Origin of the sequence: Chitinimonas koreensis, from assembly GCF_014353015.1 — a bacterium.
GTDB lineage: Bacteria > Pseudomonadota > Gammaproteobacteria > Burkholderiales > Chitinimonadaceae > Chitinimonas > Chitinimonas koreensis.
Genome location: NZ_CP060704.1, coordinates 5,274,044 through 5,299,836, shown reverse-complemented (window position 1 = coordinate 5,299,836; position 25,793 = coordinate 5,274,044). Strand labels below are relative to the sequence as shown.

General features: G+C 71.9%; 21 protein-coding genes and 2 pseudogenes. 13 read left to right on the top strand and 10 right to left on the bottom strand.

Translation table 11 applies throughout. The features are described from left to right. Positions 1-28 precede the first annotated feature (28 nt). The 10 genes from H9L41_RS22565 to recC all read right to left on the bottom strand — a co-directional run bounded on the left by H9L41_RS22565 (position 29) and on the right by recC (position 13,901). Positions 29-541 (bottom strand): hypothetical protein, encoded by a 513-nt coding sequence (locus H9L41_RS22565; protein ID WP_187523606.1) that lies wholly within the window; start codon positions 539-541, stop codon positions 29-31. Between the two features lie 17 nt (positions 542-558). Continuing rightward, entirely contained in the window at positions 559-984 is a 426-nt protein-coding gene (locus H9L41_RS22560; RefSeq protein WP_187523605.1) for a hypothetical protein, read from the bottom strand. Positions 985-1,027: 43 nt separating this feature from the next. Continuing rightward, a complete protein-coding gene (locus H9L41_RS22555; RefSeq protein ID WP_187523604.1) occupies positions 1,028-1,594 on the bottom strand; it encodes a hypothetical protein in 567 nt (188 codons plus the stop codon). Further along, the gene (locus H9L41_RS22550) at positions 1,561-2,208 is read right to left on the bottom strand and encodes a hypothetical protein (protein WP_187523603.1); all 648 of its coding nucleotides are present in this window, start codon (positions 2,206-2,208) and stop codon (positions 1,561-1,563) included. Before H9L41_RS22550 ends, H9L41_RS22555 begins: the two co-directional genes overlap by 34 nt. A gap of 188 nt (positions 2,209-2,396) precedes the next feature. Next, positions 2,397-4,064, bottom strand: coding sequence for an Ig-like domain-containing protein (locus H9L41_RS22545; RefSeq protein WP_028447546.1), 1,668 nt, complete (start codon positions 4,062-4,064; stop codon positions 2,397-2,399). Between the two features lie 389 nt (positions 4,065-4,453). Next, the gene (locus H9L41_RS22540; protein ID WP_157462098.1) at positions 4,454-4,603 is read right to left on the bottom strand and encodes a hypothetical protein; all 150 of its coding nucleotides are present in this window, start codon (positions 4,601-4,603) and stop codon (positions 4,454-4,456) included. 445 nt (positions 4,604-5,048) lie between these two features. Continuing rightward, a complete protein-coding gene (gene recD, locus H9L41_RS22535; protein ID WP_034607763.1) occupies positions 5,049-6,860 on the bottom strand; it encodes an exodeoxyribonuclease V subunit alpha in 1,812 nt (603 codons plus the stop codon). 206 nt (positions 6,861-7,066) lie between these two features. Beyond that, positions 7,067-7,681 (bottom strand): PD-(D/E)XK nuclease family protein, encoded by a 615-nt coding sequence (locus H9L41_RS22530; RefSeq protein ID WP_373282074.1) that lies wholly within the window; start codon positions 7,679-7,681, stop codon positions 7,067-7,069. Continuing rightward, positions 7,588-10,785 (bottom strand): UvrD-helicase domain-containing protein, encoded by a 3,198-nt coding sequence (locus H9L41_RS22525; RefSeq protein WP_187523601.1) that lies wholly within the window; start codon positions 10,783-10,785, stop codon positions 7,588-7,590. Before H9L41_RS22525 ends, H9L41_RS22530 begins: the two co-directional genes overlap by 94 nt. Beyond that, positions 10,782-13,901 carry an exodeoxyribonuclease V subunit gamma gene (gene recC, locus H9L41_RS22520; RefSeq protein ID WP_028447548.1) on the bottom strand — a complete coding sequence of 1,040 codons (3,120 nt, stop codon included), beginning with the start codon at positions 13,899-13,901 and terminating at the stop codon, positions 10,782-10,784. The genes H9L41_RS22525 and recC overlap by 4 nt, the downstream gene beginning before the upstream one ends. 263 nt (positions 13,902-14,164) lie before the next feature. Here recC and glyQ point away from each other — a divergent pair, with 263 nt between their 5' ends. The 13 genes and pseudogenes from glyQ to H9L41_RS22455 all read left to right on the top strand — a co-directional run bounded on the left by glyQ (position 14,165) and on the right by H9L41_RS22455 (position 25,767). Further along, positions 14,165-15,055: a glycine--tRNA ligase subunit alpha gene (gene glyQ / locus H9L41_RS22515; protein WP_028447549.1), complete on the top strand. Its 891-nt coding sequence runs from the start codon at positions 14,165-14,167 to the stop codon at positions 15,053-15,055. A 6-nt stretch (positions 15,056-15,061) separates the two neighbouring features. After that, complete coding sequence (locus tag H9L41_RS22510; RefSeq protein ID WP_028447550.1) at positions 15,062-15,565, top strand: surface-adhesin E family protein; 504 nt, start codon at positions 15,062-15,064, stop codon at positions 15,563-15,565. 72 nt (positions 15,566-15,637) lie between these two features. Next, positions 15,638-17,739, top strand: a pseudogene (gene glyS / locus H9L41_RS22505) (glycine--tRNA ligase subunit beta). Positions 17,740-17,891: 152 nt separating this feature from the next. After that, positions 17,892-18,437 carry a D-glycero-beta-D-manno-heptose 1,7-bisphosphate 7-phosphatase gene (gene gmhB, locus H9L41_RS22500; RefSeq protein WP_028447552.1) on the top strand — a complete coding sequence of 182 codons (546 nt, stop codon included), beginning with the start codon at positions 17,892-17,894 and terminating at the stop codon, positions 18,435-18,437. A gap of 40 nt (positions 18,438-18,477) precedes the next feature. Then, a pseudogene (locus tag H9L41_RS26345) lies at positions 18,478-19,217 on the top strand (lysophospholipid acyltransferase family protein). Continuing rightward, on the top strand, positions 19,198-19,509 hold the full coding sequence (locus H9L41_RS25910; protein WP_187523600.1) for a DUF45 domain-containing protein: 312 nt from the start codon (positions 19,198-19,200) through the stop codon (positions 19,507-19,509). The pseudogene H9L41_RS26345 and the gene H9L41_RS25910 overlap by 20 nt, the downstream one beginning before the upstream one ends. Continuing rightward, the gene (locus H9L41_RS25300; protein ID WP_308419673.1) at positions 19,434-19,898 is read left to right on the top strand and encodes a M48 family metallopeptidase; all 465 of its coding nucleotides are present in this window, start codon (positions 19,434-19,436) and stop codon (positions 19,896-19,898) included. Before H9L41_RS25910 ends, H9L41_RS25300 begins: the two co-directional genes overlap by 76 nt. 193 nt (positions 19,899-20,091) lie before the next feature. Continuing rightward, positions 20,092-21,381, top strand: a complete 1,290-nt coding sequence (locus H9L41_RS22480) for an ATP-binding protein (RefSeq protein WP_028447554.1) — start codon at positions 20,092-20,094, stop codon at positions 21,379-21,381. After that, complete coding sequence (locus H9L41_RS22475; protein ID WP_028447555.1) at positions 21,378-21,920, top strand: response regulator transcription factor; 543 nt, start codon at positions 21,378-21,380, stop codon at positions 21,918-21,920. Before H9L41_RS22480 ends, H9L41_RS22475 begins: the two co-directional genes overlap by 4 nt. 219 nt (positions 21,921-22,139) lie before the next feature. Further along, complete coding sequence (locus tag H9L41_RS22470) at positions 22,140-22,934, top strand: inositol monophosphatase family protein (protein ID WP_034607765.1); 795 nt, start codon at positions 22,140-22,142, stop codon at positions 22,932-22,934. Between the two features lie 610 nt (positions 22,935-23,544). Continuing rightward, entirely contained in the window at positions 23,545-24,483 is a 939-nt protein-coding gene (locus tag H9L41_RS22465; RefSeq protein ID WP_187523923.1) for a lipase family alpha/beta hydrolase, read from the top strand. Further along, complete coding sequence (locus H9L41_RS22460; RefSeq protein ID WP_051319305.1) at positions 24,483-25,400, top strand: lipase secretion chaperone; 918 nt, start codon at positions 24,483-24,485, stop codon at positions 25,398-25,400. Before H9L41_RS22465 ends, H9L41_RS22460 begins: the two co-directional genes overlap by 1 nt. A gap of 49 nt (positions 25,401-25,449) precedes the next feature. Next, positions 25,450-25,767: a hypothetical protein gene (locus H9L41_RS22455; protein WP_028447559.1), complete on the top strand. Its 318-nt coding sequence runs from the start codon at positions 25,450-25,452 to the stop codon at positions 25,765-25,767. The last annotated feature ends 26 nt before the right edge of the window (positions 25,768-25,793 follow it).

Genomic DNA, 25,793 nt, shown 5'->3' with positions numbered 1-25,793 from the left:
TGAACGCCCGGCGGAAGCCGGCCCTCGGCTAGCGCCTGCGGCTGGCCTGGCTGGCCTGGCTGGCCGGCGGCGCCGATTCGGCGTCCTTGAGCAGGACCCCGACCGTGACCTGGTCGTAGTCCTTGCCGTCGATGCTCAGCGTCACGGTCTGCGAGTAGAGCAACTGCCGGGCGACCACCATGCGGTCCGGTCCGCCGTGCACGGTTTCGATCCAGTAGCTGATCCTGGCGCTGCGGACCTGCACGTTCGCGGCGAAGGTGGCGGCTTGCGCCGCCGCCCGCAGCGCCAGGTCGACGGTGACGGTTGACGACAGGTCGTGGCCGCTCTTGCCGACCGCGTGCTGCAGGTAATGATTGGGATTCGTCAGGAATCCATCGACGCTGTCGACCAGGTCGTCGATCTGCTTGCCCACCGGCACCGCCAGGTCGTGCCGGTATGCGGCCAGGCTGCCGTCGGTGATCGCGATCCCGTTGGCCGTCCAGGCGAGGTTCGGGATGTCGGGCTTCTTGTCGGTCCGGCTGTCGCGGCCCCATTGGCTCAAGGCATAGCCGTCCGGAATCAGCGCGTGCCGAACCAGGTAGGGAGAAACGGCGAATTCGTCGGGCCGGTCGGCCGTGGTCTCGCTGGCGGAGATCGCTTTGGGAATCCCGAGCAGGAGCCCGGTCTCTTCGTCCTTGCGGCTTTTCCCGCCACGCCGAGCGAAGCGATTTCGCAGGTCTTGCGGTAGCTGAGCCCGCCGATGGCGATGTCGAGGTCGGGATTGGCCGCCCGCCCGGTCGTGGTGATCAGCGTGACATTGCTTCTGTTCGGCGTATCCGGGATGCGCTCGACCTGCAGGGTTTCCTTGCTGCGCTCCAGGCTGACGACGAAGGGCGGCTGGGGCGTCGAGCTCGGCAGGGTCACGATCGACAGCGCGGTGCCGCGCCATACGCCGGGCAGGTCGGCCAAGGCGCCGAGATCCGGGCGGAGGGGAGATTCGGCCATGTTGATTCCTTTGAAATGAATGCGGGGATGCGCGGCGATCGGCTCATTGCCTGATCAGCGTGCCGACCGTGTGGTGCGGCCAGGAAAAGCCGGTGAAATCGAGGAAGAGCGTTTGCGAATACTGCAATTGCAGGCGCTGGTGGCCTTCCTTCGTCTGGATCGATTCCAGGAAGAAGGTCGCGCTGAAACGGGCCGTGCCCCGGTTGGCCTGCACGTTGGCATTTCTCTGCAGATGAGGAATGTTCGAAATGCCGGTGCTCGCGGCCACCATGTGGATCTGCAGCGTGCTGACGACGGTGTCCCCGCCGAGCTTGAGCCGGGCCAGGTCGTGCTCGAGCAGTTTTGCCGGGTTGCCGGCCAATTCGATCTTTTCGGCCGTGGTCATTTCGGCGGGGAAGGAATTGGTCTCGAGCACTTCCACCGCATACCGGTCCAGCAGCTTCAGTTGATCTCCGCTGACCGGTACGTTGGCTCCGTTGTTCGGATCGCTCGGCTGGGTCGAAAGCGCGGAAAAATCCGGTGCGCCGGTGAAACCCGCGATATTGCCGATCGCGACCAGGGCATTGCCGTGCGGAATCATCGCCTGGCGGACGACGTGGCCGTTGCGCATGGAAAAGCCGGGTTTGGTCTTGTTGGGCGTCCGGCCGTCCAGATCGGCGGGCAGCCGGATCGAACCGGCGCCCGGGCATAGAGCCAATAGCCGGGTTCGTGGTGCAGGTGATCCTTGAACAGCGGGTCGTTCAGCCGCGGGTCCGGATCGACGATGTCCTGCAGGTAGCGCAGCGCGAACAGCGGCGATTGCTCGTCGCCGCTCCCGATCCGGGAGAACGGGTGATCGACCGCCGAAAAGGTCAGCGTTTCCTGCGTGGTGTTGAACTTGCTCCGATGTGCCGGCGTAGTCGATTTCAGGTATGCGTTTTGCGCATTCAGCCTGTCGCGGCTGGCCTGGGTCTTGCCGTCTTCGGGTAGCTGGATCTGGCTGAAACCGCGCCCTTTCCAGGTACCGATCATTTGCTTGAGATATTCGAGCTGATTGACGTCGAAGCTTTCGTTTGCCATCTCTTGCTCCATTCCTGTCGATTGATTCCGCTGCCTGGGAAAACCTGCGAGTCCGCGTCGAATCTGCGGAACGCCGGCTTTTTGCTGCTGGTGCCGCCTCGGCGCCGGGCCGTCTCGCCGTCGCCGATCGAATGCCTTGCGAACATGGGCCGGGGTATTGCGCATTCCGTCCCTTCCTTCCTTCGAATACCCGCCGCCAGGCATCGGGGCGGCAGCAGGCGCGCGCCGTCCCCGGCCCTTGCTCCATGGAGCAGCGGCCTGTCATGGTTTGAATCGATCGGCGCGAAGAACGACGCGAGGGCGGCCGTGGCCTGGGCCTCGGCGGCCGGGCTTGCGCCGCGCTGCCGCCGGCTTCAGGTCGCGATGGCGCAGTGCCGCGGACCGGCTTCTTCGCCGTCGCCCTCGCGGCGATAGGCGGGCGAGGGATGCGCCGCGTGGCATACGTCGTGGTAGGCCGCGCCGGGCTTCACCCGCTGGTCGAACTGCGCGCGCAGCTCGATGCCGCCGTCGGCGCTGCCGTCGAGGTTGATGCGGAACGGTCCGGGAGGCGCTGCGTGGCGAGGGCCGCCCGGCTTGGCGGCCAGTTGCCGGTCGCCGCCGGCGTGGCGCTCGATCGCCGCGCCGGCGATCCAGTCGGTCGCCGGCCGCGCCGCGATGACCGTCGCCTGCAGGGTCAGCAGCACGCCGCCGCCGTCGGCGTCGGCCAGCTCGATCTGCACCGGCCCGGCGACGGGGCCGGCGTGCAGCAGCGGCGGGGTGGCGTAGCCGGCGGCGTCGGTGACCACCTCGAGGCCGGCGATCGAGGGCGCGCCGTCGAAGCCGCTGCCGGTCAGGCTGCGCACGCAGAAGCGCACCGCGCGGCCGGCCAGCGCTGCGCCGTGCGCGTCGAGCGCCTGCACCCGCAAGGGCTGCGCGAACGGCCGGCCGATCGCGGCCTGCTGGCCGTCGATGCCGCCGGCGGCCGCCAGCCGGGCGATGCGCGGCCGGGCGACGACGGCCAGCGCCAGTCCGATGCCGCGGCCGTCGAGCTGGCCGCGGCCGCGGAAATCGCCGGTGCCGTGGAAGCGCAGCACCCGCTTGCCGGCGACCGGCCCGCCTGCCTTGCGGTAGCGCCGCGCCGCGGCTTCGAGCAGGTGCAGCGTGCCGTCGGCCTCGAGCAGGCCATAGTTGCCGGCCAGCGCGGCGATCGGCGGCAGGCCGCCGACCACGTGGGGCTTGATGTCGTACATGGTCAGCCAGGCCACCACGCTGCCGTCCTCGCGCAGTGCGGTGCTGCCGGCGATCTCGCGCACCCGGTCGAGCCGGCGGCCGTCGAGTTCGACGAAACCGCCGGTGTTGACGCCGGCGCGCCACCATTCGTAGACGGTGCCGTCGTCGAGCAGCGCCTGGTATTCGAAGAAGGAGCCGGCGATGGCGCGCACCCGGCCCTGCGGGAAGTCGTCCGGCAGCGGCTGGTCGGTGCCGGCGCGGTACCACGCGCGGACGTGGCCGTCCTCGGTCAGCGCGAAGCCGCGCACCGCGTCGCCGAGGATGGCCTTGATCGGATGGACGCCGGCGAGGAAGGCCGGCGGATAGCTTTCGGTATGGTCGGGCAGCGAGCTGACCAGCCGGTCGTCGGCCGTCACCGCGACCCACGAGGTCGACAGGTCGGTGCCGTCGTTGCGGGTGCAGACCAGCTTGAAGCGCTCCTCGTCGAGCGTGCGGCGCAGTGCGGCCCGTTGCGCCGGGTCGCCGCCGAGCGGCACGTCGCCCCAGCGGTGCAGCTGGCCGTCGCGGGTCACCGCCAGGCCATAGGCCCGCCAGGCCTGCTCGTCGGTCGAGGCGGCGAGCGAGACGATCTGGCCGGGATCCTGCCGCAGCGCGGCCGGCAATTGTTCGAGCGCCGCGCGGAACGGGCGGCGCAGGGCGTCGTCGGGTGTCCATGCGACCAGCTCGGCCGGGACGGAGAAGGGCGCGTCGAGTCGGATCGGCTGGTCGGCCGACACGAAGGCATGGAGATCGCTGGTCGCGAGGGGGCGCATGTCGGATTCCTCCTGCTCGGCAAAAAATGACCGGAACCGCCGGGTCGCGGGAGGAGGCCGCGCCCGGCTGGTTCCGGAGTGCGCCCGGTAGGGCGCGGGGTGTGCGACGCGGGATCGCCGAATGGTCGACGGGTACCGGCCCACCCGCTCCATTTCTTGTTGTTTGTTCTTTTCTTGTTTGATATCGGAACGGCTTGTTCACCGTTTTTATGCGGCCTGGTGCTGCCGCTTCATGGGTACTGCTGCTTCACTCGCTCTCTGCTCTTTTTATCTGCCGACGGGCGCGGCCTCGGCCGATGCGCCCGGTCACGGCCGGAATGACGGTATTTCGCCCTGCCTTCCGATCGAACGGCGATCGCGCCGGAATCGATCCGGCCGATTGCCCGAATTCATGTCTCAGGGGGAACAAGCATGGCGATCCCGGCCGAAACCGGGATCGCGGCGCCGATCGGCCATGACGGGCCGGCGGCGAAACGCATGCGGGAGCGCTGCGGTTCGCCTGCCGAGGAGACGCCTGCCATGGGAAAGGCGGTTTTCATGAATCACTCCGGGAGACGCGTTCTTATTAGGATGATTCGACATCGTCCGGCGCCCGTTTAGAGTCGGATACGGATCGCGGCGTGTCTGGCGCAAATAGTGGGAGCTTCGGATCGGCGCCGCAATATCGATGCGACGAGCTAGGAAATCGGCGGATGAGCCATGGCGAGCGCCGATATTCGCCGAATGGGACGATTCGATCGGATTGCAATACCAATTGGAGTCCAATTCGGAGTGGAATCAGGCCAATTCAATTGGCGGGCTTGAAATCCAATACCTTCGGCGGATAACCAGCTTCAAGAATCCAATGCGCTTTGGATTGTTTGGGGATTTGGCGCGGACGATGCAGAGGACCGGCGGATTCCGGCATGGCCGGATCGGGCCTGCGGCTTATCCGCCTGGCGGTTTGCCGTGCGCTTCCCGGCAAGGGCCGTGCTCGCCCTGCGTTCAAGCGTGCGCGATCGCTGCCGCCCGACCGTCCGCCAGCCGTGCCGCCAGCCCGCTGGCGCGCCGCGTCTCGCGGCCGATCGCCGCGGCCAGCGTGGCGGCCGAGCCCCATATCGCGACCTGGCGCCGCGCGCGCGTCACCGCGGTGTAGACCAGGCTGCGGTCGAGCAGCGGGGCGTCCTCGTCCGGCAGCAGCAGCCAGACCGCGTCGAATTCCGAGCCCTGCGACTGGTGCACGGTGAGCGCGAAGGCGGTGTCGTGCGCCGGCAAGCGGCCCGGCGCCAGTGCGCGCCAGCCGTCGGCGGCGGGGAAGTGCACCCGCAGGCCGTCGTCGGTCGCCAGCGTCAGGCCGACGTCGCCGTTGGCGAGGCCGAGCGCGGTGTCGTTGGCGCGCACGATCACCGGCCGGCCCGGGTACCACGGCTGGCGGCGCGGGTCGTGCCGCAGCACGCGGGTCTCGACCAGCCGGTTGATCGCCTCGACGCCGACCGGACCGTCGCGCAGCGCGCACAGCAGCCGCAGCCGCTCGAACGCGCGCCAGGCGGCGTCGGCGTCGCGCGCCGCGACGGCGGCGCGGTAGCCGGCCAGCGCGGCTTCGAGCCCGGCCACCAGCGCCGGCAGCCAGTCGGCGGCGCGGCCCGGCTGCCAGGCGAGTTCGCCTGCCGTGGGCGCGGTTGCCCCGGCCAGCGGCTGTTGCCGCAGCAGCGCGATCGCCGCGTCGGCCTGGCCGCGGTTGGCCAGTTGCGCCAGCGCGCCGATGCCGCTGGCGCTGTCGAAGCGGTGGCTCACCTCGAGCAGGGCGATGCCGTCGGCCAGCGCGCCGGCGTCGGGCGCGGCCCCGGCTGGGCTGGCCGGCTTGCGCATGCCGGTGGCGGCGGCCAGGCGGGCCAGGCCGGCGGTGGAGTGGCCGGCCTGGGTGACCAGTTCGGCGAAGGCGCTGCCGGCCTCGACCGAGGCGAGCTGGTCGCGGTCGCCGAGCAGGATCAGCCGGGCGTCGGCCGGCAGCGCTTCGAGCAGCCTGGCGAACAGCGCGAGATCGATCATCGAGGCTTCGTCGACCACCAGCGCGTCGAGCGCCAGCGGATGGGCCGCGTCGTGGCGCGGCCGGGCCGAGTCGGGCCGGAAGCCCAGCAGCCGGTGCAGCGTGATCGCCTCGGCCGGCAGCGCGGCCTGGGTGACCAGGTCGAGGCCGAGCCGCTCGCGCGCGCCGGCCAGAGCCTCGACCATGCGCGCGGCGGCCTTGCCGGTCGGCGCGGCCAGCCGGATGCGGCAGCCCGGCTCGAGCGCCACCAGCGCGGCCAGCACCTTGGCCACGGTGGTGGTCTTGCCGGTGCCGGGCCCGCCCGAGATCACCGCCACCCGGTTGAGCAGCGCGGTGGCGGCGGCGCGGCGCTGGCCGTCGTCGGCCGGCGTGCCGGCGAACAGCGGATCGAGCGCCGCGCGCACCCGTTCCGGCGCGACGGCGGCCGGGCCGGCGCGGCGGCGCAGCGCGGCGGCCAGCGTCACCTCGTCGGCCCACAGCCGGGCCAGGTAGAGCCGGTCGCCGTCGAGCAGCAGCGGCGCGTAGCCGGCGGGCGCGGCGACGAAGCCGCTGGCCAGCAGCGCGGCGCGCCAGTCGGCCAGGGCGGGCAGCTCGATGCCGTTCCAGCGGCTGCCGGCCATGTCCGCCAGCTCGACGCAGACATGGCCCTCGTCGGCGCGCGCGGCGGCGAGGCCGGCGGCGGCCAGCGCGGCGGGCGCGGCGGCGGGGTGGCTGGCCTGCAGCCATTCGACCAGCTCGGCGGCGTAGGGGGGGAGGAGGGCGGTGTTCATCTTTGGTGTGAGGCGTGAGGTGTCAGGCGTGAGGTGTAACCCCATCCCCTCCCAACCTCCCCCTTGAAGGGGGAGGGGCCGGCCGCGCAAGTTTCGGTCGGCAGTGATCTCCAAACGTGTCGCAATAGAACTCCCTCCCCTTCAAGGGGAGGGGTGGGGGCGGCCGGCGTCGGCTGGGGATGGGGTTACACCTCACGCCTGACACCTCACACCTCACGGCCGCCGCCGCACAGCAGCGTCTCCAATCCCTCGATCAATGCCAGCGGCGGCGCATACCGCCACACGCCGCCCTCCGGCACGCCGCGCAGGAACACATAGATCGCGCCGCCGAAATCGCGCGCGTAGTCGTAGTCGCGCAGCCGCCACTTCAGGTAGCGGTGCAGCGCCACGCAATACACCAGCGCCTGCAGATAGTAGTGCTCGGCCGCCATCGCCGCTTCCAGCGCGGCCGGGCCGTAGCCGGGCAGGCGGTTCGACTTCCAGTCGAGCACGTAGTGGCGGCCGTCGAGTTCGCATACCAGGTCGATGAAGCCCTTGAGGTAGCCCGCGCCGACCTCCGCCTCGAGGCCGGCGGCCGCCTCTGCGAAACGGGCCGGCAGGCCGGCCGCCGGATCGGCCAGCAAGGCCGCCAGCGCCGGCCATTCGAAGCGGCGCAGGCGGTAGGTGAACTCGAGCTCCACCAGCCGGCGGCCGGCCGGCAGCCCGGCCAGCCGCGCACCGCCCGCCGTCAGCGGCGTGGCCAGCGTCCGCTCGACCAGCTCGGCCGCCAGCGGCGCCAAGGCCGGGTCGAAGCCGTGCTGGCGCAACAGCCGCGCCGACATCGCCTCGAGCGCGGGCCGGTCGCGGCGGGCGAAATCCCACTCCTCGAACAGCGCATGCAGGCAGACCCGGCACGCGGGCCGGCCGGCAGGCGGTCGAAGCCGTAAGGGTCGGCGTGCGGCGGCTCGACCGGCGCCGCGGCCTCCTCGGCCGGCAGCACCGCGCCGTCGTGGTCGGGCGCCTCGGCGTGCAGGCCGGCGGTCAGGCCGGAGAAGCTGCTCATGCGCCACTGCCAGCGCAGCTTGCGCGCCAGCGTCGCCACTGACGGCTCGAACGCGGCGGCCGGCGGCGGCGCCGGCGGCACGCGTTCGCCGCCCTCGTCGATCCAGGCCATCGCGCCGTTCGACGCCGCGACCAGCGCCGACACCTCGGCCTGCAGCGCCGCCGCGTCGCGCTCGCGCAGCGCGCCGCCGGCCAGCAGCCAGCCGAGCGCCGACTGCTGTACGTCCTTCACCGCGCCCCAGGCGACGTAGCAGGCGCTGCGCGGCCGCGTCAGCGCCACGTAGAGCAGCCGCAGCTTCTCGGCCAGCCGCTCGGCGCTGGCGGCCTGCCAGTGCTCGGCCAGCCGCGGCGAGCCGAAATCGAGCAGCGCGCGGCCGTCCTCGTGGCACAGCGGAATGGTCTCGTGCTGGCGGAACAGCTGGCCGTCCCACAGGAAGGGGCAGAACACCACCGGGTATTCGAGCCCCTTGGCGGCGTGGATGGTGACCAGCTTGACCCGGCTGGCGTCGCTTTCCAGCCGCATCAGCCGCGCATCCTCCTCGCCGGCCGCGGCGCCGCCGAGCTCGGCGCGGTACCAGGCCAAGAGCGGCGCCAGGCCGTGCTGGCCATGGTGGGCCTGCTCGACCAGCTCGAACAGGTGCAGCAGATTGGTCAGCCGCCGCTCGCCCTGCGGCCGGCCGGCCAGCCGCGCCGCGCTGCCGCTGCCGATCAGCCAGCCGGTCAGCGCTGCCATCGGGCCGTGCGCCAGCAGCTCGCCGTGCCAGCGGCGGAAATCGGCCAGCGTGGCGTCCCAGCCGCGCTCGTCGCGCAACAGGCCGGCCAGCGTGGCGGCGTCGAGGCCGACGGTCGGGGTGAACAGCGCGGTGCGGATCGCCCGCTCGCCCGGTTCGGCCAGCGCCGCCAGCACCTGCAGCAGGTCGCGCGCCTCGTCGGTGTCGAACACGCTCTGCCGGCTGATGCGCACGCTGAGCACGCCGCGCTCGGCCAGCGCCAGCTGCATCGCCGCCAGCTCGCCGTGGGTGCCGGCCAGCACCGCCACGTCGCCGCCGCCGAGCGGCCGGCCGCCGAGGCTGGCGCGGCCCGGCGCCAGCAGCGCGGCGATGCGGTCGGCCGTCAGCCTGACCGCCTCGGCGCGCGCGGCCAGGCGGCCCAGCATCGCCTCGTCGTCCGCCGCCAGCCATTGCCAGCCGAGCGCGGCCTGGGCCGTGCCGTCGAGTTCGAGCGCCGGCTTGTCGTCGATCGCGTCGACGTGGGCGTAGTCGAGCTCCTCCAGCAGGAAGGGCGCGGCGCTGCAGCGGAACAGCTGCTCGATCGCGCCGACCAGCGCCGGCGTGCTGCGGCGGTTGGTGGTCAGGCTGTAGCGCCGCTCGAGCGGCACCCGGTCGCGCGCCGCCAGGTAGGCGTGCAGCTCGGCGCCGCGGAACGCGTAGATCGCCTGCTTGGGGTCGCCGACCAGGAAGGTGGCGTGGGGGGCGCCGCCGCCCTCCGCTGCGTCGTCGGCCGCGAGCCCGCCAAACAGGTCTTCGCCGCGGGCCATCTCCTCTCCGGCGACCGCCGCGTCGGCTGCCGCATCAGCGGCTGCCGCGGCAACGGCCGGCGCAGCATCGGCTGCCGCCCCGAACAGCCGGTCGAAGATGCGGAACTGCAGCGGATCGGTGTCCTGGAATTCGTCGATCAGCGCGGCGCGGTAGCGCGTGCGCAGCGCCGCGGCCAGGGCGTCGCCGGCCGGGCCGGCCAGGGCGGCGTCGAGCTCGACCAGCAGGTCGTGGAAGCTCATCGCGCCGGCGGCCGCCTTGCGCTCGGCCAGCCGCGCCGCCAGCTCGCCGATCAGCCGGGCGTGGGTGGCGGCCAGCCGCGCCTTGCGCGCGGCGTCGAGCCGCTGCGCCTGCTCGGCCAGCGGCCGCAGCGCGGCGAACAGCGGCGGCACCGGCGGCCCGCCCTTGGCGGCATCGGCCAGCGCATCGCCGAACAGCCGCCAGACCTTGCCCGGCAGGCTGCCGTCCTTTTCGACTGGCACGCCGGCGCGGGCCGGGCCGGCCAGCCAGCCGTCCCAGAACGCCAGCGCGCCGTCGAGGTAGCGGCGCTGGTGGCTGCGGCCGTCGAGCAGCTTGGCGTCCGACTGCGCCAGCAGCCAGTTGCGCGCGTCCGTGCCCTCGGCGCCGTGCCAGCGTGCGGCCAGCGCGGCGTGGTCGGCGGCGAAGCCGGCCAGCAGCGCGTCGCTGTCGGCGCTGCCCTCGGGCAGGGCGATCTCCAGTTCGGGCAGCGCCAGCCAGCCGCGCAGCAGCGCGACCCAGGCCTCGGGCGTCTGCCGCTTGTCGATCAGGTAGTCGAGCCAGTCGCGGCTGGCGTGGGCGGTCTCGTCCTTCCAGGCCGCGTCGGCGGCGGCCTGCAGCAGCTCGGCCTCGTCGGCCAGGAAGCTGCGGTCGAGCTCCAGCCCGGCCGCCAGCGCATGCTCGCCGAGCGCGCGCTGGCAGAAACCGTGGATGGTGAACACCGCCGCGGTGTCGAAGCCCGAGACCGCGGCGCGCAGCCGCAAGGCGTCGGCGGCCGCCGCCTCGCTGCCCAGCGCTGCGCGGCCGGCCACCAGCGGGTAGAGGAAATGCGCGTCGCGCTCGGCCAGGGCGGCCATCGCGGCGGCGTCGCCGGCCTGCTCCAGCGCTTCGGCCAGCTCGGCCAGGCGGCGGCGGATGCGGTCGCGCAGCTCGGCGGTGGCGGCCTTGGTATAGGTCACCACCAGGATCTGCTCGGGCACCAGCGCGCGTTCGAGCACCAGCCGGGCATACAGCGCGGCGATGGTCCAGGTCTTGCCGGTGCCGGCGCTGGCCTCGATCAGGTTGAGGCCGTCGAGCGGCGCATCGAGCGCGCGGAAGGGGCGGGCGCTCATGCCGGCAGCTCCGTCAGCGTCTCGTGCGCCAGCATCGGCGCGATCAGCGTGTCGGCCAGCGCGGCGAAGGCTTCGCCCAGCGGCGGCTGGTCGCGCCACAGCGCGCGCACCGCGTCGCGTGCGCCTTCGCCGGCGGCCTGCTCGCTGCCCAGCCAGGCCTTGAGCGCTTCGGCCCAGGCCTTGTCCAGGCTGCCGCCCTTGCCGTCGCGGCCCTTGAGCCAGGCCAGCGCGCAGCGCGGCAGCAACGGCGGCGGCCGCTGGTGGGCGTCGCGCCAGGCCGCCAGCCACGGCCGCAGCAGCGCGCGCGCGTCGGCCGGGGCGCGGTAATGGGCGACTTCGTCGAGCCCGACCAGCCGGGTCGCGCAGGCGATGCCGGCCGGCTGGGCGATGCACAGCAGCAGGTGCTGCAGCCAGGCCGCCAGCCGCGCGCTGTCCCACAGCGGGCCGGGCTGCTGCAGCTGCAGGCCGTCGGCGCCGATGCCGCGCAGCAGGCCGCCGAGGCGGAGATGGTCGAGTTCGAGGTCGATCGACAGGCTGCGCTCGGGCCGTTCGCGCCAGGCCGCCAGCGCCGGGGCGAAGCGGGCCGCCTCGCGCTCGGCCCACAGCGCGCCGGTGGCGCCCATCGGCAGCACCGCGGCGGCGTGGCCGAGCGCGGCCAAGGCGGCCGGCTCGCCGGCGTGGCGCTCGGCCAGCTCGAGCAGCGCCCGCTCGTCCTGGCGCTGCAGCGCGAACGGCTCGCGCGCCGCCAGCTCGGCCTCGGCGCGCTCGAAGCGCACGCCCTGGCGGCGCAGGAACCAGCCGGCCGGGTCGCCGGCGAAGGCCAGCAGCTCGTCCAGTTCCAGCGTGGCCGGCTGGGCGATCGCCCAGTCGGCGCCGTCGAGCGGCGCGGCCGGCTGGTCGCCGCGGCCGGCCTGGCGGGCGATGCCGGCCCAGCGCGCATCGAAGGCCGGCAGCGCGGCGCGGCCGCCGAAGCGGTCGGGCGAGAAGGCCTGCAAGGGATGCTGGTGCAGCAGCGCCGGCCCGGCCTCGCCCAGCGTGTCGACCAGGTCGGCGATCACCGTCGACGGCGGCAGCGCGACATCGGAGCGCGCGTCGCGGCCGGTATAGAACAGCAGCAGCGCGTCGCGCGCCGCCAGCACGGTCTCGAGGAACAGCCAGCGCTCGTCGAGCGCGCGGGCGCGGTCGCCGCGGCGCGGATGGCGCGCGATCAGGTCGAAGCCGTCGGGCTGGCTGTCGCGCGGGAAGGCGCCGTCGTCGAGGCCGAGCACCGCCACCACCCGGAACGGCAGGTTGCGCATCGGCATCAGCTGGGCGAAGGTCACCCCGCCGGTAAGGAAGCCGCCGGCGCTCGAGCCGTCGCCGAGCCGGCCTTCCAGCCACTCGACCACCGCGGCGCGGCCGACCGGCGCGGTCACGCCGGCGTGTTCGGCCAGCTCGGCCAGTTCCACCAGCGCGCCGCGCAGGCGGTCGAGCGCGGCCTGGTCGGCGGCCTCGTGGCCGGGGTCGGCGAACCAGCCGTCGATCCATTGCAGCAGGAAGCCGCTCCACTCGGCCGGCGGCCGCTCGTGCGCCAGCGCGTCCTGCCAGCGGCCGAGCTGGCGCACCACCCGCGCCAAGGCGGCGACGCGGTCGGCGAAGCGCAGGTCGAGGCCGTCGGCCGGCAGCAGCGCGCCGAACAGCGGCAGGGAGGATTCGGCGCCGGCCGCGGCCGGGTCGACCGGCAGCCGGCGCGGCAGCGCCACGCCGAGCAGCAGCCGGCCGATGCCGGCCTCCCAGCTGAATTCGTCGCCGCTGCGGCCGCGGCGGATGCCGCCGCGGGCGATCCATTCGCGCAGCAGCGGCAGGTCGGCCTCGGCCAGGCCGAAGCGCGCCGCCAGCGCCGGGATTTCGAGCAGCGCGGCGATGCGGCCGGCTTCCCAGTCGCTGTCCGGCAGCCGCAGCAGCGCGACGAAGCCGGCCAGCAAGGGCGAGGCGGCCAGGCCGCCGCGGTCGGCCACCGCGAACGGCACGGCCGGCTCGCCATGGCCGAATACCGCCTCGATATGCGGCGCATAGCCTTCGACGTCCGGGCACAGCACCACCACCTGGTCGGGCTGCAAGGTCGGGTCGGCGGCGAAGCGCGCCAGCAGCGCGTCCTTCAGCGTCTCGACCTGGCGCTGCGGGCCGTGGCAGGCATGGATCGCCAGGCTGTCGTCGGCGGTGAAGCGGACCGGTTCGAGCGTCAGCACGGCGTGCTGCAGCGCGCCCAGCAGGTGGTCCGGCGCGCTGTCGTCGAACAGGCTGGTCAGCTCGTCGGCGCCGGCCAGCTCGTCGAAGAACACCCGGCCCTGCGCGCCCCAGGCTGCCAGCAGCCGCTCGCCCGGCGCCAGCGTCTGCGCCTTGCGGGTCAGGTCGCCCCACGGCGCGGCGCAGGGGTTGAGCGCGAACAGGCAGACGTCGATGCGGCGGCTCAGCGCGCGCAATACGTCGAGCATCAAGGGCGGCAGGCTGGAGCTGCCGAACAGCACGATGCGCTCGGGCAGGTCGAGCGGCGCCGCATCGGCCAGCCGCGCCAGCAGCTCGCGCATCAGGTCGGCCCGGTGCGGGCCGTCGCGATCGGCCGCCAGCCGGCGCCACAGCTGGGCCTGCCAGTCCTCGTCGCGGCCGAGGTTGCGCAGCTGGCCGGCTTCCCAGGCTTCGAGCCAGTCGGGCCGGTAGACCAGGTAATGATCGAACACGTCGGCGATGCGGCGCGCCAGCCGCCAGCGCCGCCGCTCGGCCACCGCGGCTACCTGGCCCGGCGGCCGGGCCAGGTAGCCGGCCAGCGCCGGCGGCGGATCGGCCAGCAGCGCGTGCAGCCGCCAGGCCAGCGCGTCGGCGCCGAACGGGCCCTTGCGCGATTGCGGGCCGAGCACCTGTTCGATCAGCCGCCACAGGAAGGTGGCCGGCAGCGGGAAGTCGACGTTGGCGCACACCCCGAAGCGCTCGGCCAGCGCCAGCGCCAGCCAGCGGCCCATGCCGCGCGCCTGCACGATCACCGTCTCGCGCGCGTACGGGTCGGCCGGCGGCTGCGCCAGCACGCCGTCGAGCAGCGCGGCCAGGGTTTCGAGGCGGTTGGACTGGTAGAGGTGGAGCACGGTCGGCGGCGGTGGCGGGCGGTGGGAAAGGGCGGGGCGCCGGGTTGCAGCCGGGCATTGTATGCCAGCTCCGCGCGGCGTTTGTCGGCCGCCCGAATGCAAGTAGAATCCGGACCCGAAGCATGGACTCCCATCCATACTTGCCATGACCGGCGTGGGCTCCTGCCCATGCTTTCCGATTACGATCGGTCTGGACTCCGGTCCATACTTTTCATGATTGATCGCGCCAGCGCGATCGCATTCGAAGCGGATCCATTTTCCCGATGCTGACGTTCCAGGACATCATCCTCACGCTCCAGAAATACTGGGGCGACTACGGCTGCGTGCTGCTGCAGCCCTACGACTGCGAAGTGGGCGCGGGGACCTTCCACACCGCCACCTTCCTGCGCGCGCTCGGCCCCGAGCCGTGGAACGCCGCCTACGTGCAGCCGAGCCGCCGCCCCAAGGACGGCCGCTACGGCGAGAACCCCAACCGCCTGTTCCAGCACCACCAGTTCCAGGTGGCGCTCAAGCCCAGCCCCGACGACATCCAGGATCTCTACCTCGGCTCGCTGCGCGCGCTCGGGCTCGATCCGACGGTGCACGACATCCGCTTCGTCGAGGACGACTGGGAAAGCCCGACGCTGGGCGCCTGGGGCCTCGGCTGGGAAGTCTGGCTGAACGGCATGGAAGTGACCCAGTTCACCTACTTCCAGCAGGTCGGCGGCCTCGACTGCAAGCCGGTGCTCGGCGAGATCACCTACGGCCTCGAACGGCTGGCGATGTACCTGCAGGGCGTCGAAAACGTCTACGACCTGGTCTGGACCCACCTGCCCGACGGCCAGCCGGTCAGCTACGGCAACGTGTTCTACCAGAACGAGGTCGAGCAATCGAAGTACGCCTTCGAGCATTCCAACGTCGAACTGCTGTTCCGCCAGTTCAACGATTACGAGGCCGAGGCGACCCGCCTGCTGGAAGCCGAAGTGCCGCTGGCGGCCTACGAGATGATCATGAAGGCCAGCCACACCTTCAACCTGCTCGATGCGCGCGGCGCCATCTCGGTGACCGAGCGCGCCGCCTACATCGGCCGTATCCGCACGCTGGCGCGCGGCGTGGCGCAACGCTACTACGACGCCCGCGAAGCGCTCGGCTTCCCGATGCTGAAGAAGGACTGATCCGCCATGAAGCGCGCCGCCCTGCTGTTGCTGCTGTTGGGCCTCGCCGCCTGCGACAAGCTGGGCGGCACCTATATGAACACCAAGGACGCCGAGCCGCCGCCGCCGATCCCCGACGACAAGAGCGCCGACTGGCGCCTGTACGGCCAGGAAGCCGGCTTCGACACCAAGGTGTCGTACGACAGCATCGAGACGGTACAGGCCGACGGCTATTCCGACCCGCTGGTCTACGTCTGGGTGCTGCGCGAATTCAAGGCCGACCAGAAGTCGAGCTTCGAGGACGAATACGACTACCGCAAGGAATACGACCGCTTCGTCATCGACTGTGCCAAGCGCCAGATTGCCGGCATCGCGGTCGAGCGTCACGACAAGGACGGCGACCAGACCAGCCGCCGCGACGTGCCGGGCTTCCAGTGGGAATTCCAGCCGGCCGGCCAGGGCAACTACCAGGCCGATTTCGTCAACCAGGTCTGCCAGGCGGCCAAGCAGAAGACGGCCGCCGGGCAATAGCGCCCATTCAACGCATCCGCGCGGCCAGGCGACGGCGCCATGCCCGCCCCGCCGCGGCGAAAAAGAAGTCCCATGAGCCAAACCCTACTGATCGAACTGTTCACCGAAGAACTGCCGCCCAAGGCGCTGCCCAAGCTGGCGGCCGCCTTCGCCGAGACGATTGCCGGCGAATTGCGCAAGCTCGGCTTCGCTGCTGCCGACGCCGCCGTCACCGAGTACGCCAGCCCGCGCCGGCTGGCGGTCAGCGTGGCCGGCGTGGCGGCGGTGCAGCCCGACCGCGTGGTCGAGAAGAAGGGCCCGGCGGTCGCCGCCGGCTACAAGGACGGCCAGCCGACGCCCGCGCTGCTCGGCTTCGCCCGTTCCAACGGCCTCGGCGCCGACCAGCTCGACCAGCTGGCCCAGGTCAGCGACGGCAAGCAGGACGTGTTCGTGTTCCGCAGCGAGAAGAAGGGCGAGCCGCTGGCCGCCTGCCTCGCCGGCATCGTCGCCGACGCGCTGAAGAAGCTGCCTGCCCCCAAGCTGATGCGCTGGGCAGCCGCGACGGCCAGTTCATCCGGCCGGTGCACGGCCTGGTGATGCTGCTGGGCAGCGAGGTGGTCGCGGGCGAGGTGCTCGGCTTCGAGGCGGGCCGGGTCACCGGCGGCCACCGTTTCCTGTCCAAGGGTCCGGTCGAGATCCCGAACGCCGACGCCTATGCCGCCACGCTGCGCGAGCAGGGCCGCGTGATCGCCGGCTTCGCCGAGCGGCGCGCGCTGATCGTCGAGCGGCTCGGCGCGATGGCCGCGGAACGCGGCGCCACCATCGCCGGCGGCGACGCGCTGATCGACGAGGTGACCGCGCTGGTCGAATGGCCGGTGGTGCTGGAAGGCAGCTTCGAGGAGCACTTCCTCGAGGTGCCGCAGGAATGCCTGATCCTGACCATGCAGCAGAACCAGAAGTATTTCCCGCTGCTCGACGCCCAGGGCAAGCTGACGCACCGCTACCTGATCGTCTCCAACCTCGAGACCGCCGACCCCTCGCACATCATCCACGGCAACGGCCGGGTGCTGCGCGCGCGGCTCAGCGACGCCCGCTTCTTCTACGAGCAGGACCGCAAGCACGCGCTGGCCAACCGGCTGCCGCGCTTCGAGCAGGTGGTCTACCACAACAAGATCGGCAGCCAGGCTGCCCGCATCGAGCGGCTGTCCACGCTGTCCAGCCATATCGCGCTCGAATTGAGCGGCGATGCCGCGGTCGCGGCCCAGGCGGCCTACGCCGGCCAGCTGGCCAAGGCCGACCTCTTGACCGACATGGTCGGCGAGTTCCCCGAGCTGCAAGGCATCATGGGCACCTACTACGCCCGCCACGACGGCGTCGACGCCACCGTGGCCGCGGCGATCGAGGGCCACTACCACCCGCGCTTCGCCGGCGACAGCCTGCCGGTCGGCACGGTGGCGCAGGCGGTCTCGCTGGCCGACAAGCTCGAGACCCTGGTCGGCATCTGGGGCATCGGCCTGGTGCCGACCGGCGACAAGGATCCGTTCGCGCTGCGCCGCGCCGCGCTCGGCGTGCTGCGCATGCTGGTCGAGGATCGCCTGCCGCTGGACCTGCGCGCCGCGCTGGCGCGTGCCGCCGGCCTGTTCCCGGCCGGCGTGGTGGCCGAGGGCACGGTCGAGGGCGTGTTCGGCTTCATGCAGGAACGGCTGAAGAACCTGCTGGCGGCCGAACACCCGGCCGGCGACATCGAGGCGGTGCTGGCCGACGGCCCGAGCCGGCTCGACGAGATCGGCCGCAAGCTGGCCGCCGTGGCCGAGTTCAAGCAGCTGCCCGAGGCCGCCGCGCTGGCCGCCGCCAACAAGCGCATCGGCAACATCCTCAAGAAGAACGTGGCGCCCGGCGAGGCGCTGCCGGCGATCGATCCGGCGTTGCTGGCCGAGGCCGCCGAGCGCGACCTGCATGGCGCGCTGATCGACCTGCAGGCGCCGGTCGAAGCCGCCTTCGCCGCGCACGACTACACGCTGGCGCTGAAGAAGCTGGCCGGCCTGCGCGCGCCGGTCGACGCCTTCTTCGACGGCGTGATGGTGATGGCCGACGACGCGGCGGTCCGCGCCAACCGGCTGGCGCTGCTGGCGGCGCTGAGCGGATTGATGAACCGGGTGGCGGATATTTCGCTTCTGGAATGCGGTGAAAGGTGAAACGTGAAAGGTGAAACGTGGTTCGCCGCGCCGCGGCTCAAGTCAAGCCTGCGGCGAGCATCGTAAGTGCGGCGCCGCCGCACCGCAATTCACCGGCACCGCGTAGCGGTGGATCACATTTCACGTTTCACATTTCACGTTTCACGGCCCTTATGAAACTCGTCATCCTCGACCGCGACGGCGTCATCAACCACGACCGCGACGACTTCGTGAAGTCGGCCGCCGAATGGGTGCCGATCGACGGCAGCCTCGAAGCGATCGCCCGGCTCAATCACGCCGGCTGGCGCGTGGTGGTCGCGACCAACCAGTCGGGCATCGGCCGCGGCCTGTTCGGCATGGCCGAGCTGAACGCCATGCACGACAAGCTGCACCGGCTGCTGGCCGGCGTCGGCGGCCGGGTCGACGCGATCTTCCTGTGCCCGCACACCGCCGACATGCAATGCGGCTGCCGCAAGCCCAAGCCCGGCATGTACCGCGACATCGGCCTGCGCTTCGACGCGCGGCTCGACGAGACGCCGGTGATCGGCGACAGCCTGCGCGACCTCGAGGCCGCCGCCGCGGTCGGCGCCCAGCCGATCCTGGTGCGCAGCGGCAAGGGCGAGAAGACGCTGGCCAAGGGCGGCCTGCCGGCCGGCACGCGGGTCTACGCCGATCTGTCCGAAGCGGTCGACGCGCTGATCGACGCCGGGGAGGACTGAGTTGCGCGATTTCCTCACCTGGCTGCGCTCGGCCCTCTACATGCTGGGCTGGGCCGCCAATACCGTGCTGTGCGCGGCCGGCTGCATGCTGGCCTTGCCGCTGCCCTACAAGGTGCGCTACGGCGTGATCAGCTACTGGTGCTGGTTCGCGCTGCGCTGGCTGGAGCTCACCTGCGGCCTCAAGGGCCGGGTGATCGGCCGCGAGAACCTGCCGCGCGACGCCGCGGTGGTGATGAGCAAGCACCAGTCGGCCTACGAGACCATGGCGCTGCAGCGGCTGCTGCCGCTGACCGCCTGGGTGGTCAAGCGCGAGCTGCTGTGGATCCCGTTCTTCGGCTGGGGCTGTGGAGTCTCCGGCCGATCGCGCTCAACCGTTCCAACCGCGCCGAGGCCGGCCGCCAGCTGATCGAGCAGGGCAAGGCGCGGTTGCGCGACGGCGCCTGGATCGTGATCTTCCCGGAGGGCACCCGCATCGCCGCCGGCCGTCGCGGCAAGTACAAGCAGGGCGGCGCCCGGCTGGCCTGCGGTACCGGCGCGCCGGTGGTGCCGGTGGCGGTCAATTCGGGCGAATACTGGCCGCGCAACAGCTTCCTCAAGTATCCGGGCGAGATCGTGGTGTCGATCGGCCCGGCCATTCCCACCGTCGGCAAGACCGCCGACCAGGTCAACCGCGAGGTGTCGGCCTGGATCGAAGCCGAGATGGCGCGCATCAGCGGCGTCGGCCCGTGCTGGCCGGCCGGCAGGCAACCGGCCGAGGTCCATGGCACGGTCTCTGCCTGAGGCGGTCCGCCTGTTCACCGTGGCCGGCCGCAGCGTGCCGGTGCGGCTGACGCGCTCGGCGCGCCGCTCGGTCGGCCTGCGCATCGGCCCGGACGGCCTGGCCGTCACCCTGCCCAACCGCTTCCCGCTGTACGAACTCGACGCCGTCCTGCAGCGCAAGGCCGACTGGATCGTCGCCAAGCTCGACGAGCTGGCGGCCGGCCGCGCGCCGAGCCGCTGGCCGACGGCGCGGCGGTCGACTGGCTCGGCGAGCCGCATGCGGTCCGGCTCGGCTACCTGCGCGGCGAAGTGACCGCGGACGAGCTTCGGCTGGCCACGGCGGACCCGGCCGCGCTGCCGCAGGCATTGGAAAAGCTGATGCGGCGCGAGGCGCGCGCCTTCCTGGCCGAGCGGCTGGCGCTGTGGGCCGGCCGGCTCGGCCTGCAATACAGCGCCTTCAAGCTGACCAGCGCCGGCACGCGCTGGGGCAGCTGCACCTCGGCCGGCGCGATCCGGCTGCACTGGCGGCTGATGCAGGCGCCGCTGCCGGTGCTCGACTACGTGGTGATCCACGAGCTGTGCCACCTGGTCGAGCTGAACCACTCGGCCCGTTTCTGGGCGCTGGTGGCCAGCGTCTGCCCGGACTGGAAGCACAAGCGCGACTGGCTCAAGTGCGAGGGCGGGCGGTACTTCGCCTGGTGATGTGCGAGGCGGGCAGGTCGTAGGTAGGTCGGGCATAAAGCCCGACCTACGTTCGCGCTGCGAACCGTCAATCGGCGCTGCGAACTGCCCCCGCGCGGTAAAGCACCTTCTCCAGCGTCCCTGCATGGCAGCCAGGCCGTGCTGCGACGCCATGCCGCAGCCGGTCCGTCCGCGTCCCCGCTAGAATCGCGCGATGTCATCCGTTCCCGATTCGATCCTGCGCCGGCTGATCCTGCTGCGCGCGCTCACCGTCAGCGCCTACGCGGTCGCCATGCTGATCGGCGGCCTGGCGCTCGACTGGGCGCTGCCGCTGGTCTCGCTGAGCTTCATCTGCCTCTTGCTGGCCGGCTACAACCTGCTGGCCATCGGCCGGCTGCGGCTGGCGCGGCGCGGCTACCCGGCCGGCGATGCCGAAGTCGCGCGCCAGCTGGCGGTCGACATCGTCGGCCACGGCCTGTGGCTGTTCTTCGTCGGCGGCGCCACCAACCCGTTCACCGCGATGTTCCTGCTGCCGCTGACCATCGCCGCCGCCAGCCTGCCGGGCCGCTACGTCTGGCCGCTGACCGCGCTCACGCTGGCGACCTACTCGACCCTGATGGTCTGGTACATGCCGCTGCCGATCCCCGAGACGGCATTGGCGCAGGCCTTCTTCCTGCACACGGTCGGCATGTGGCTGGCCTTTGTCGCCGCCGCGCTGATCGTGGCCGGCCTGGTCGCCCGCATCGGCCGCCAGCTGCGCGACCAGCAGCGCGAGCTGCACGACGCACGCGAACGCGGCCTGCGCCAGCAGCAGGTGATGGGCCTGGCGATCCAGGCCGCCGGCGCGGCGCATCGGCTCGGCACGCCGCTGGCGACCATGACCGTGCTGGTCGACGAACTGGCGGCCGAGCATGCCGGCGATCGCGCGCTGGCGGCCGACCTGGCCGTGCTGCGCCAGCAGCTGGCGGCCTGCCGCGACGAACTGCAGCGGCTGCGCGCCGCCGGCGAGGCGCCGGCCGCCCTGCCGGCCGATGCCGCGCTGCTGGCGCTGCTCGACGATTGGCGGGTGGTGCGGCCGGCGCAGCATTGCGAGACGGCGGTGCTCGGCGGCGGCGAGCCGCCGCGGGTGGCCTGGGATTTCACGCTGCGCCAGTCGCTGATGAACCTGCTCGACAACGCCGCCGACGCCAGTCCCGACTGGCAGCGGCTGACGCTGGACTGGTCGGCCGGGCGCTTGCGGGTCGGCGTCGAGGATGCCGGCGCCGGTTTCGACGGGGTGGCGCCCACTCGCCGCGTCAGCGGCGAGGGCCGCGTCAGCGGCGAGGGGCACAAGAATGGCGAGGCCCGCGCGAGCGGCGAGGATGACGAGGCCGGCGACGGTCTCGGCGTCGGGATCGCGCTGGCGGTCTCGGCGATCGAGCGCAGCGGCGGCCGCGTCGAATGGCGCGCGCGGCCCGGCGGCGGTACGCGGGCCGAGATCGAACTGCCGGTGCTGCCCGCATGAAGACCGTGCTGATCGTCGACGACGATGCCATGCTGGCCGCAGTGCTGGCGCGCGCCTTCGGCCGCCGCGGCTGGCAGGCCGAGCTGGCCCACGACGCGGCCGGCGCGCTGGCGGCCGCGCGGCGGCAGCCGCCGAGCCACGCGGTGATCGACCTCAAGCTGGGCGCCGATTCGGGCCTGCGGCTGATCGCCGAGCTCAAGGCGCTGGCGCCGGCCTGCCGCATCGTGATGCTGACCGGCTATGCCAGCATCGCCACCGCGATCGAGGCGATCAAGCTCGGCGCGGTGCACTACCTGGCCAAGCCGGCCGCGGTCGACGAGATCATCGCGGCCTTCGACAAGGTCGACGGCGATGCGGCCGCCACGGTCGAGGCGCAGCCGCTCAGCGTCGAGCGGCTCGAGTGGGAACACATCCAGAAGGTGCTGGCCGAGCACGGCGGCAACATCAGCGCCACCGCGCGCGCGCTCAACATGCATCGGCGCACCCTGCAGCGCAAGTTGCTGAAGCGGCCGAGCCCGAATCCGCCCGAGCGCGATTGAGCGGGTTGGAAAAGCTTCACCGCGGAGGACGCCGAGGAGGGGCGCCTCGGAGGGCAGGCGTCCGCCAGTCTTCCTCCGCGTCCCCGGCGTCCGCTGCAGTAAGAAGTTTGCAGGGCTTCAACGCTTCGCCGCGGCCAAGGCCGGCGGTGGTTTCCCGCGCTGCTGCGGCCGCCGGCCTCGGCTAGAATGGCCGGTCTTCCACCCGTCTCCGGTCCTGTCATGTCCGCCAGCCACGTCCTCGACCAGCTCGTCTCCACCGTGCGTGCCGTGGCCGCCACCGAGGTGATGCCGCGTTTCATGCGCGTGGGCAGCAGCCGCAAGGACGACGGCACCCTGTTCACCGAAGCCGACCTCGAGGCGCAGCGCGCGCTCGAGCGCGAACTGCCGAAGATCGTGCCCTGCCCGGTGCTCGGCGAGGAAATGACCGCGGCCGAACAGGAGGCCTTGTGGGAGGGCCACGAACAGCTGTGGGTGATCGACCCGATCGACGGCACCACCAACTTCGTCCACGGCCTGCCGTATTTCGCCATCTCGGTGGCGCTGGTGCGCGCCGGCCGGCCGGTGCTCGGCGTGGTCTACAACCCGGTGGCCGACGAATGCTTCACCGCCGAGCTCGGCCAGGGCGCCTATCTCAACGGCCAGCGGCTACCGCTCAAGCGCCATGTGCCGGCGATGTCGGAAGCGGTGGCCGGGGTCGAGGTCAAATGGCTCGGCGGCAAGCTGCCGCAGCGGCTGGCAGCGATCGCCCCGTTCGGCAGCCAGCGCAATTTCGGCGCTTCCACGCTCGACTGGTGCTATATCGCCGCCGGCCGCTTCGACCTCTACGTGCACGGCGGCCAGCGGCTGTGGGATTACGCGGCCGGCTGCCTGGTGCTGAAGGAGGCCGGCGGCCACATGACCAGCCTCTACCACGACGACTACTGGGCCGACGACGTCTGGCAGCGCTCGGTGGTGGCGGCGCTTGATGCGGGGCTGTTCGGGCAGTGGACGCGCTGGGTGAAGTGCAATCTGTGAGGGGTTAGGTGTGAGGGGTGAGGTGTAACCCCATCCCCTCCCCGGCCCTCCCATTGAAGGGGAGGGAGCGGCAGTGCAGGGGATGAGCCGTCGTGCACTGCGATGACGATGGCCGCATGCCTGGGTGATCACTGCACCACCCTCTCCCTCCGGGAGAGGGCAGGGTGAGGGAGCGACGGTTCAGGATGTGCTGCAGGTTGGTGAGCGCTCGGCCGGCGCTCCCTCACCCTAGCCCTCTCCCAGAGGGAGAGGGACGGCAGCGCGGCTTGATACGGCGCCGGTTTGATCACGCGTGATCCGGCATGCGCTTGTGTTCGCCGGGCGACCACCTGCCATCCTGAAACGCCTCAGCCTCAGCCTCAGCCTCAGCCTCAGCCTCAGCCTTCCGCTGTCTGGCTCCCTCCCCTTCAAGGGAGGGCTGGGAGGGGATGGGGTCAACACCTCACGCCTCACCCCTAACACCTCCCCTCTTTCGTTTCCGTTCGTTTCTCCGCGTTTTGTCGCTTTTTTGCCTATCGAGCGATTGCTCTAGACAATCCACTCGTCATTGGCTAACTTGCCGCTACCGCCAATACATATGGCGGATCAATGATTTACAACCGGAGACAACATCGATGAAGCGTTTCGCCAGCTTGCTGGCGGCGTTGGGCTCGCTTGCGCCCTCGCTGCCCCCACTGCCGTCCAGGCCGCCTCCAGCGGCTATACCCAGACCAAGTATCCGATCGTTCTCGTACACGGCCTGTTCGGTTTCGATCAGGCGCTCGGCGTCGATTACTGGTACCGCATCCCGGCCGAATTGCAGCAGGACGGCGCCAAGGTCTACGTCGCCCAGGTGTCGGCCACCAACAGCACCGAGACGCGCGGCGAGCAGCTGCTGAGCCAGGTCCGCCAGGTGCTGGCGATCACCGGTGCGGCCAAGGTCAACCTGATCGGCCACAGCCATGGCGGCCCGACCGTGCGCTACGTCGCCGGCGTGGCGCCCGGCCTGATCGCCTCGGTCACCACCGTCGGCGGCGTCAACAAGGGTTCGCGCGTGGCCGATGTCGCCCGCGGCGCGCTGCCGCCCGGCTCGGTGTCCGAAGCGGTCGCCGCCGGCGTGGCCCGCGGCCTGTCCGGACTGATCTCGCTGGCTTCGGGCGGCACCCAGCTGCCGCAGGATCCGGTCAAGGCGCTCGACGCGCTGACCACCAAGTCGCTGGCCGACTTCAACCGCCGCTTCCCGGCCGGTGTGCCGACCAGCGAGTGCGGCGAAGGCGCCTACAGCCAGAACGGCATCCGCTTCTACTCCTGGAGCGGCGCCAGCACGGTGACCAACATCCTCGACCCGAGCGACGCGCTGCTGGGCCTGACCGGCCTCGTCTACGGCAGCGCCAGCGACGGCCTGGTCGGCACCTGCTCGAGCCACCTGGGCCAGGTGATCCGCGACAATTACTGGATGAACCACGTCGACGAGATCAACCACTTCTTCGGCCTGGTGCACCTGTTCGAGACCAGCCCGGTCACGCTCTACCGCCAGCAGGCCAACCGCCTGAAGAACGCGGGGCTGTGATGCGCAAGGCGGTGCTGGCCGCCGCGGTCGCCGCCTTCGGCGCGGCCGCGCTGGCGATGACTTCGCTCGGCTCGCAACCGGCGGAACCGGCGGCGGCGCCGTCGCCGGCCCCCGCCGCCTCGCAGGTCGGCACCGAGGTCGACGGCGGCGCGCAGGGCCGCGGCGAGCGGCTGCTGATCGACGCCGAACTACGCCGGCTGTTCGACTACCACCTGTCGAGCCAGGGCGAGCGCAGTCTCGACGCCATCATCGCCCTGGTCGAACGCGATCTCGACGCGCGCCTGTCGCCGGCTGCGGCGGCCGAGGCCAAGCGGCTGTTCCGCCGCTACCTCGACTTCAAGCGCGCGCTGATCGCGCTCGATGCCGATCCGGCGCTGAAGGGCGACGCGCCGGCCACCGCCCGGGCCCGGCTCGACGCGATGCGCAAGCTCCGGCGGCAGTTCTTCAGCGCCGACGAGGACCAGGCGCTGTTCGGCTGGGAAGACCGCTACGACGACGATGCGCTGGCGCGCATTCAATTGCAGCAGGACGGCACGCTCGACGCCCGAGAGAAGCAGCGCCGGCTGGCCGAGCTCGATGCCGCGCTGCCGCCCGAGATGCTGGCCGCGCGCCAGCAGCCGGTGCAATTCATCGCGCTCGACCAGTCGGTGCAGGCGGCCCGCGCCGCCGGTGCCGACGACGCGGCGGTGTTCCGCATGCGGGCCGCCAACGTCGGCGAGGCCGCCGCGGCCCGGCTGGCCGCGCTCGACCGCGACGAGGCGGCCTGGCGCGGGCGGATCGAGCAGTACCGCCAGTCGCTGGCGGCGATCCGCGCCGACGCGGCGCTCGACGAGACGGCGCGCACGGCGGCGATCGAGCGCTTGCAGGCGGCCGGTTTCAGCGCCGAGGAGCGGCTGCGGCTGAAGGCCTACGAGTAGACGGCCGGCTGGCTTGCCCGGCCGGACCGCATGCGCGTAGAGTCGCGGCATGCAGATCAAACGCGTCATCGAAGTGTGGGAAAAGGGCATGGACGGCGCCTTCGTCGGCCATTGGCCGGTGGCCGACTCGATCGCCCCGGCCTACCTGCTGCGGCTGTTTGCCGCCGAGCAGCAGCGGCCCGATCCGGACATGCTGCTTTCCTACTTCCTCACCGCCGACAAGCTCGCCGCGCTGCAGCCCTACGTGGCGCAGCAGCTGCGCGACGACCAGTACGACTTCATCCTGACCGCCTTCGGCGTACCGAGCGAACGCGCGCTCAATGCCCTGGGCGGCGAACCGGGCGACGACGACGAGCCTTACGATTGACGCGATCCGACATGAGCGAATGACGC

Bases quoted from the DNA above. Each gene is read 5' to 3' on its own strand.
- H9L41_RS22460 (WP_051319305.1), top strand. From the start codon at position 24,483: ATGCGCAAGGCGGTGCTGGCCGCCGCGGTCGCCGCCTTCGGCGCGGCC.
- H9L41_RS22475 (WP_028447555.1), top strand. From the start codon at position 21,378: ATGAAGACCGTGCTGATCGTCGACGACGATGCCATGCTGGCCGCAGTG.
- H9L41_RS22555 (WP_187523604.1), bottom strand. From the start codon at position 1,594: ATGCGCAACGGCCACGTCGTCCGCCAGGCGATGATTCCGCACGGCAAT.
- H9L41_RS25910 (WP_187523600.1), top strand. From the start codon at position 19,198: ATGGCACGGTCTCTGCCTGAGGCGGTCCGCCTGTTCACCGTGGCCGGC.
- H9L41_RS22480 (WP_028447554.1), top strand. From the start codon at position 20,092: ATGTCATCCGTTCCCGATTCGATCCTGCGCCGGCTGATCCTGCTGCGC.
- H9L41_RS22545 (WP_028447546.1), bottom strand. From the start codon at position 4,064: ATGCGCCCCCTCGCGACCAGCGATCTCCATGCCTTCGTGTCGGCCGAC.
- gmhB (WP_028447552.1), top strand. From the start codon at position 17,892: ATGAAACTCGTCATCCTCGACCGCGACGGCGTCATCAACCACGACCGC.
- H9L41_RS22455 (WP_028447559.1), top strand. From the start codon at position 25,450: ATGCAGATCAAACGCGTCATCGAAGTGTGGGAAAAGGGCATGGACGGC.
- H9L41_RS22530 (WP_373282074.1), bottom strand. From the start codon at position 7,681: ATGTCGGCGCGGCTGTTGCGCCAGCACGGCTTCGACCCGGCCTTGGCG.
- recD (WP_034607763.1), bottom strand. From the start codon at position 6,860: ATGAACACCGCCCTCCTCCCCCCCTACGCCGCCGAGCTGGTCGAATGG.
- H9L41_RS22560 (WP_187523605.1), bottom strand. From the start codon at position 984: ATGGCCGAATCTCCCCTCCGCCCGGATCTCGGCGCCTTGGCCGACCTG.
- H9L41_RS22550 (WP_187523603.1), bottom strand. From the start codon at position 2,208: ATGCGCAATACCCCGGCCCATGTTCGCAAGGCATTCGATCGGCGACGG.
- H9L41_RS22540 (WP_157462098.1), bottom strand. From the start codon at position 4,603: ATGAAAACCGCCTTTCCCATGGCAGGCGTCTCCTCGGCAGGCGAACCG.
- H9L41_RS22525 (WP_187523601.1), bottom strand. From the start codon at position 10,785: ATGAGCGCCCGCCCCTTCCGCGCGCTCGATGCGCCGCTCGACGGCCTC.
- H9L41_RS22510 (WP_028447550.1), top strand. From the start codon at position 15,062: ATGAAGCGCGCCGCCCTGCTGTTGCTGCTGTTGGGCCTCGCCGCCTGC.
- H9L41_RS22470 (WP_034607765.1), top strand. From the start codon at position 22,140: ATGTCCGCCAGCCACGTCCTCGACCAGCTCGTCTCCACCGTGCGTGCC.
- glyQ (WP_028447549.1), top strand. From the start codon at position 14,165: ATGCTGACGTTCCAGGACATCATCCTCACGCTCCAGAAATACTGGGGC.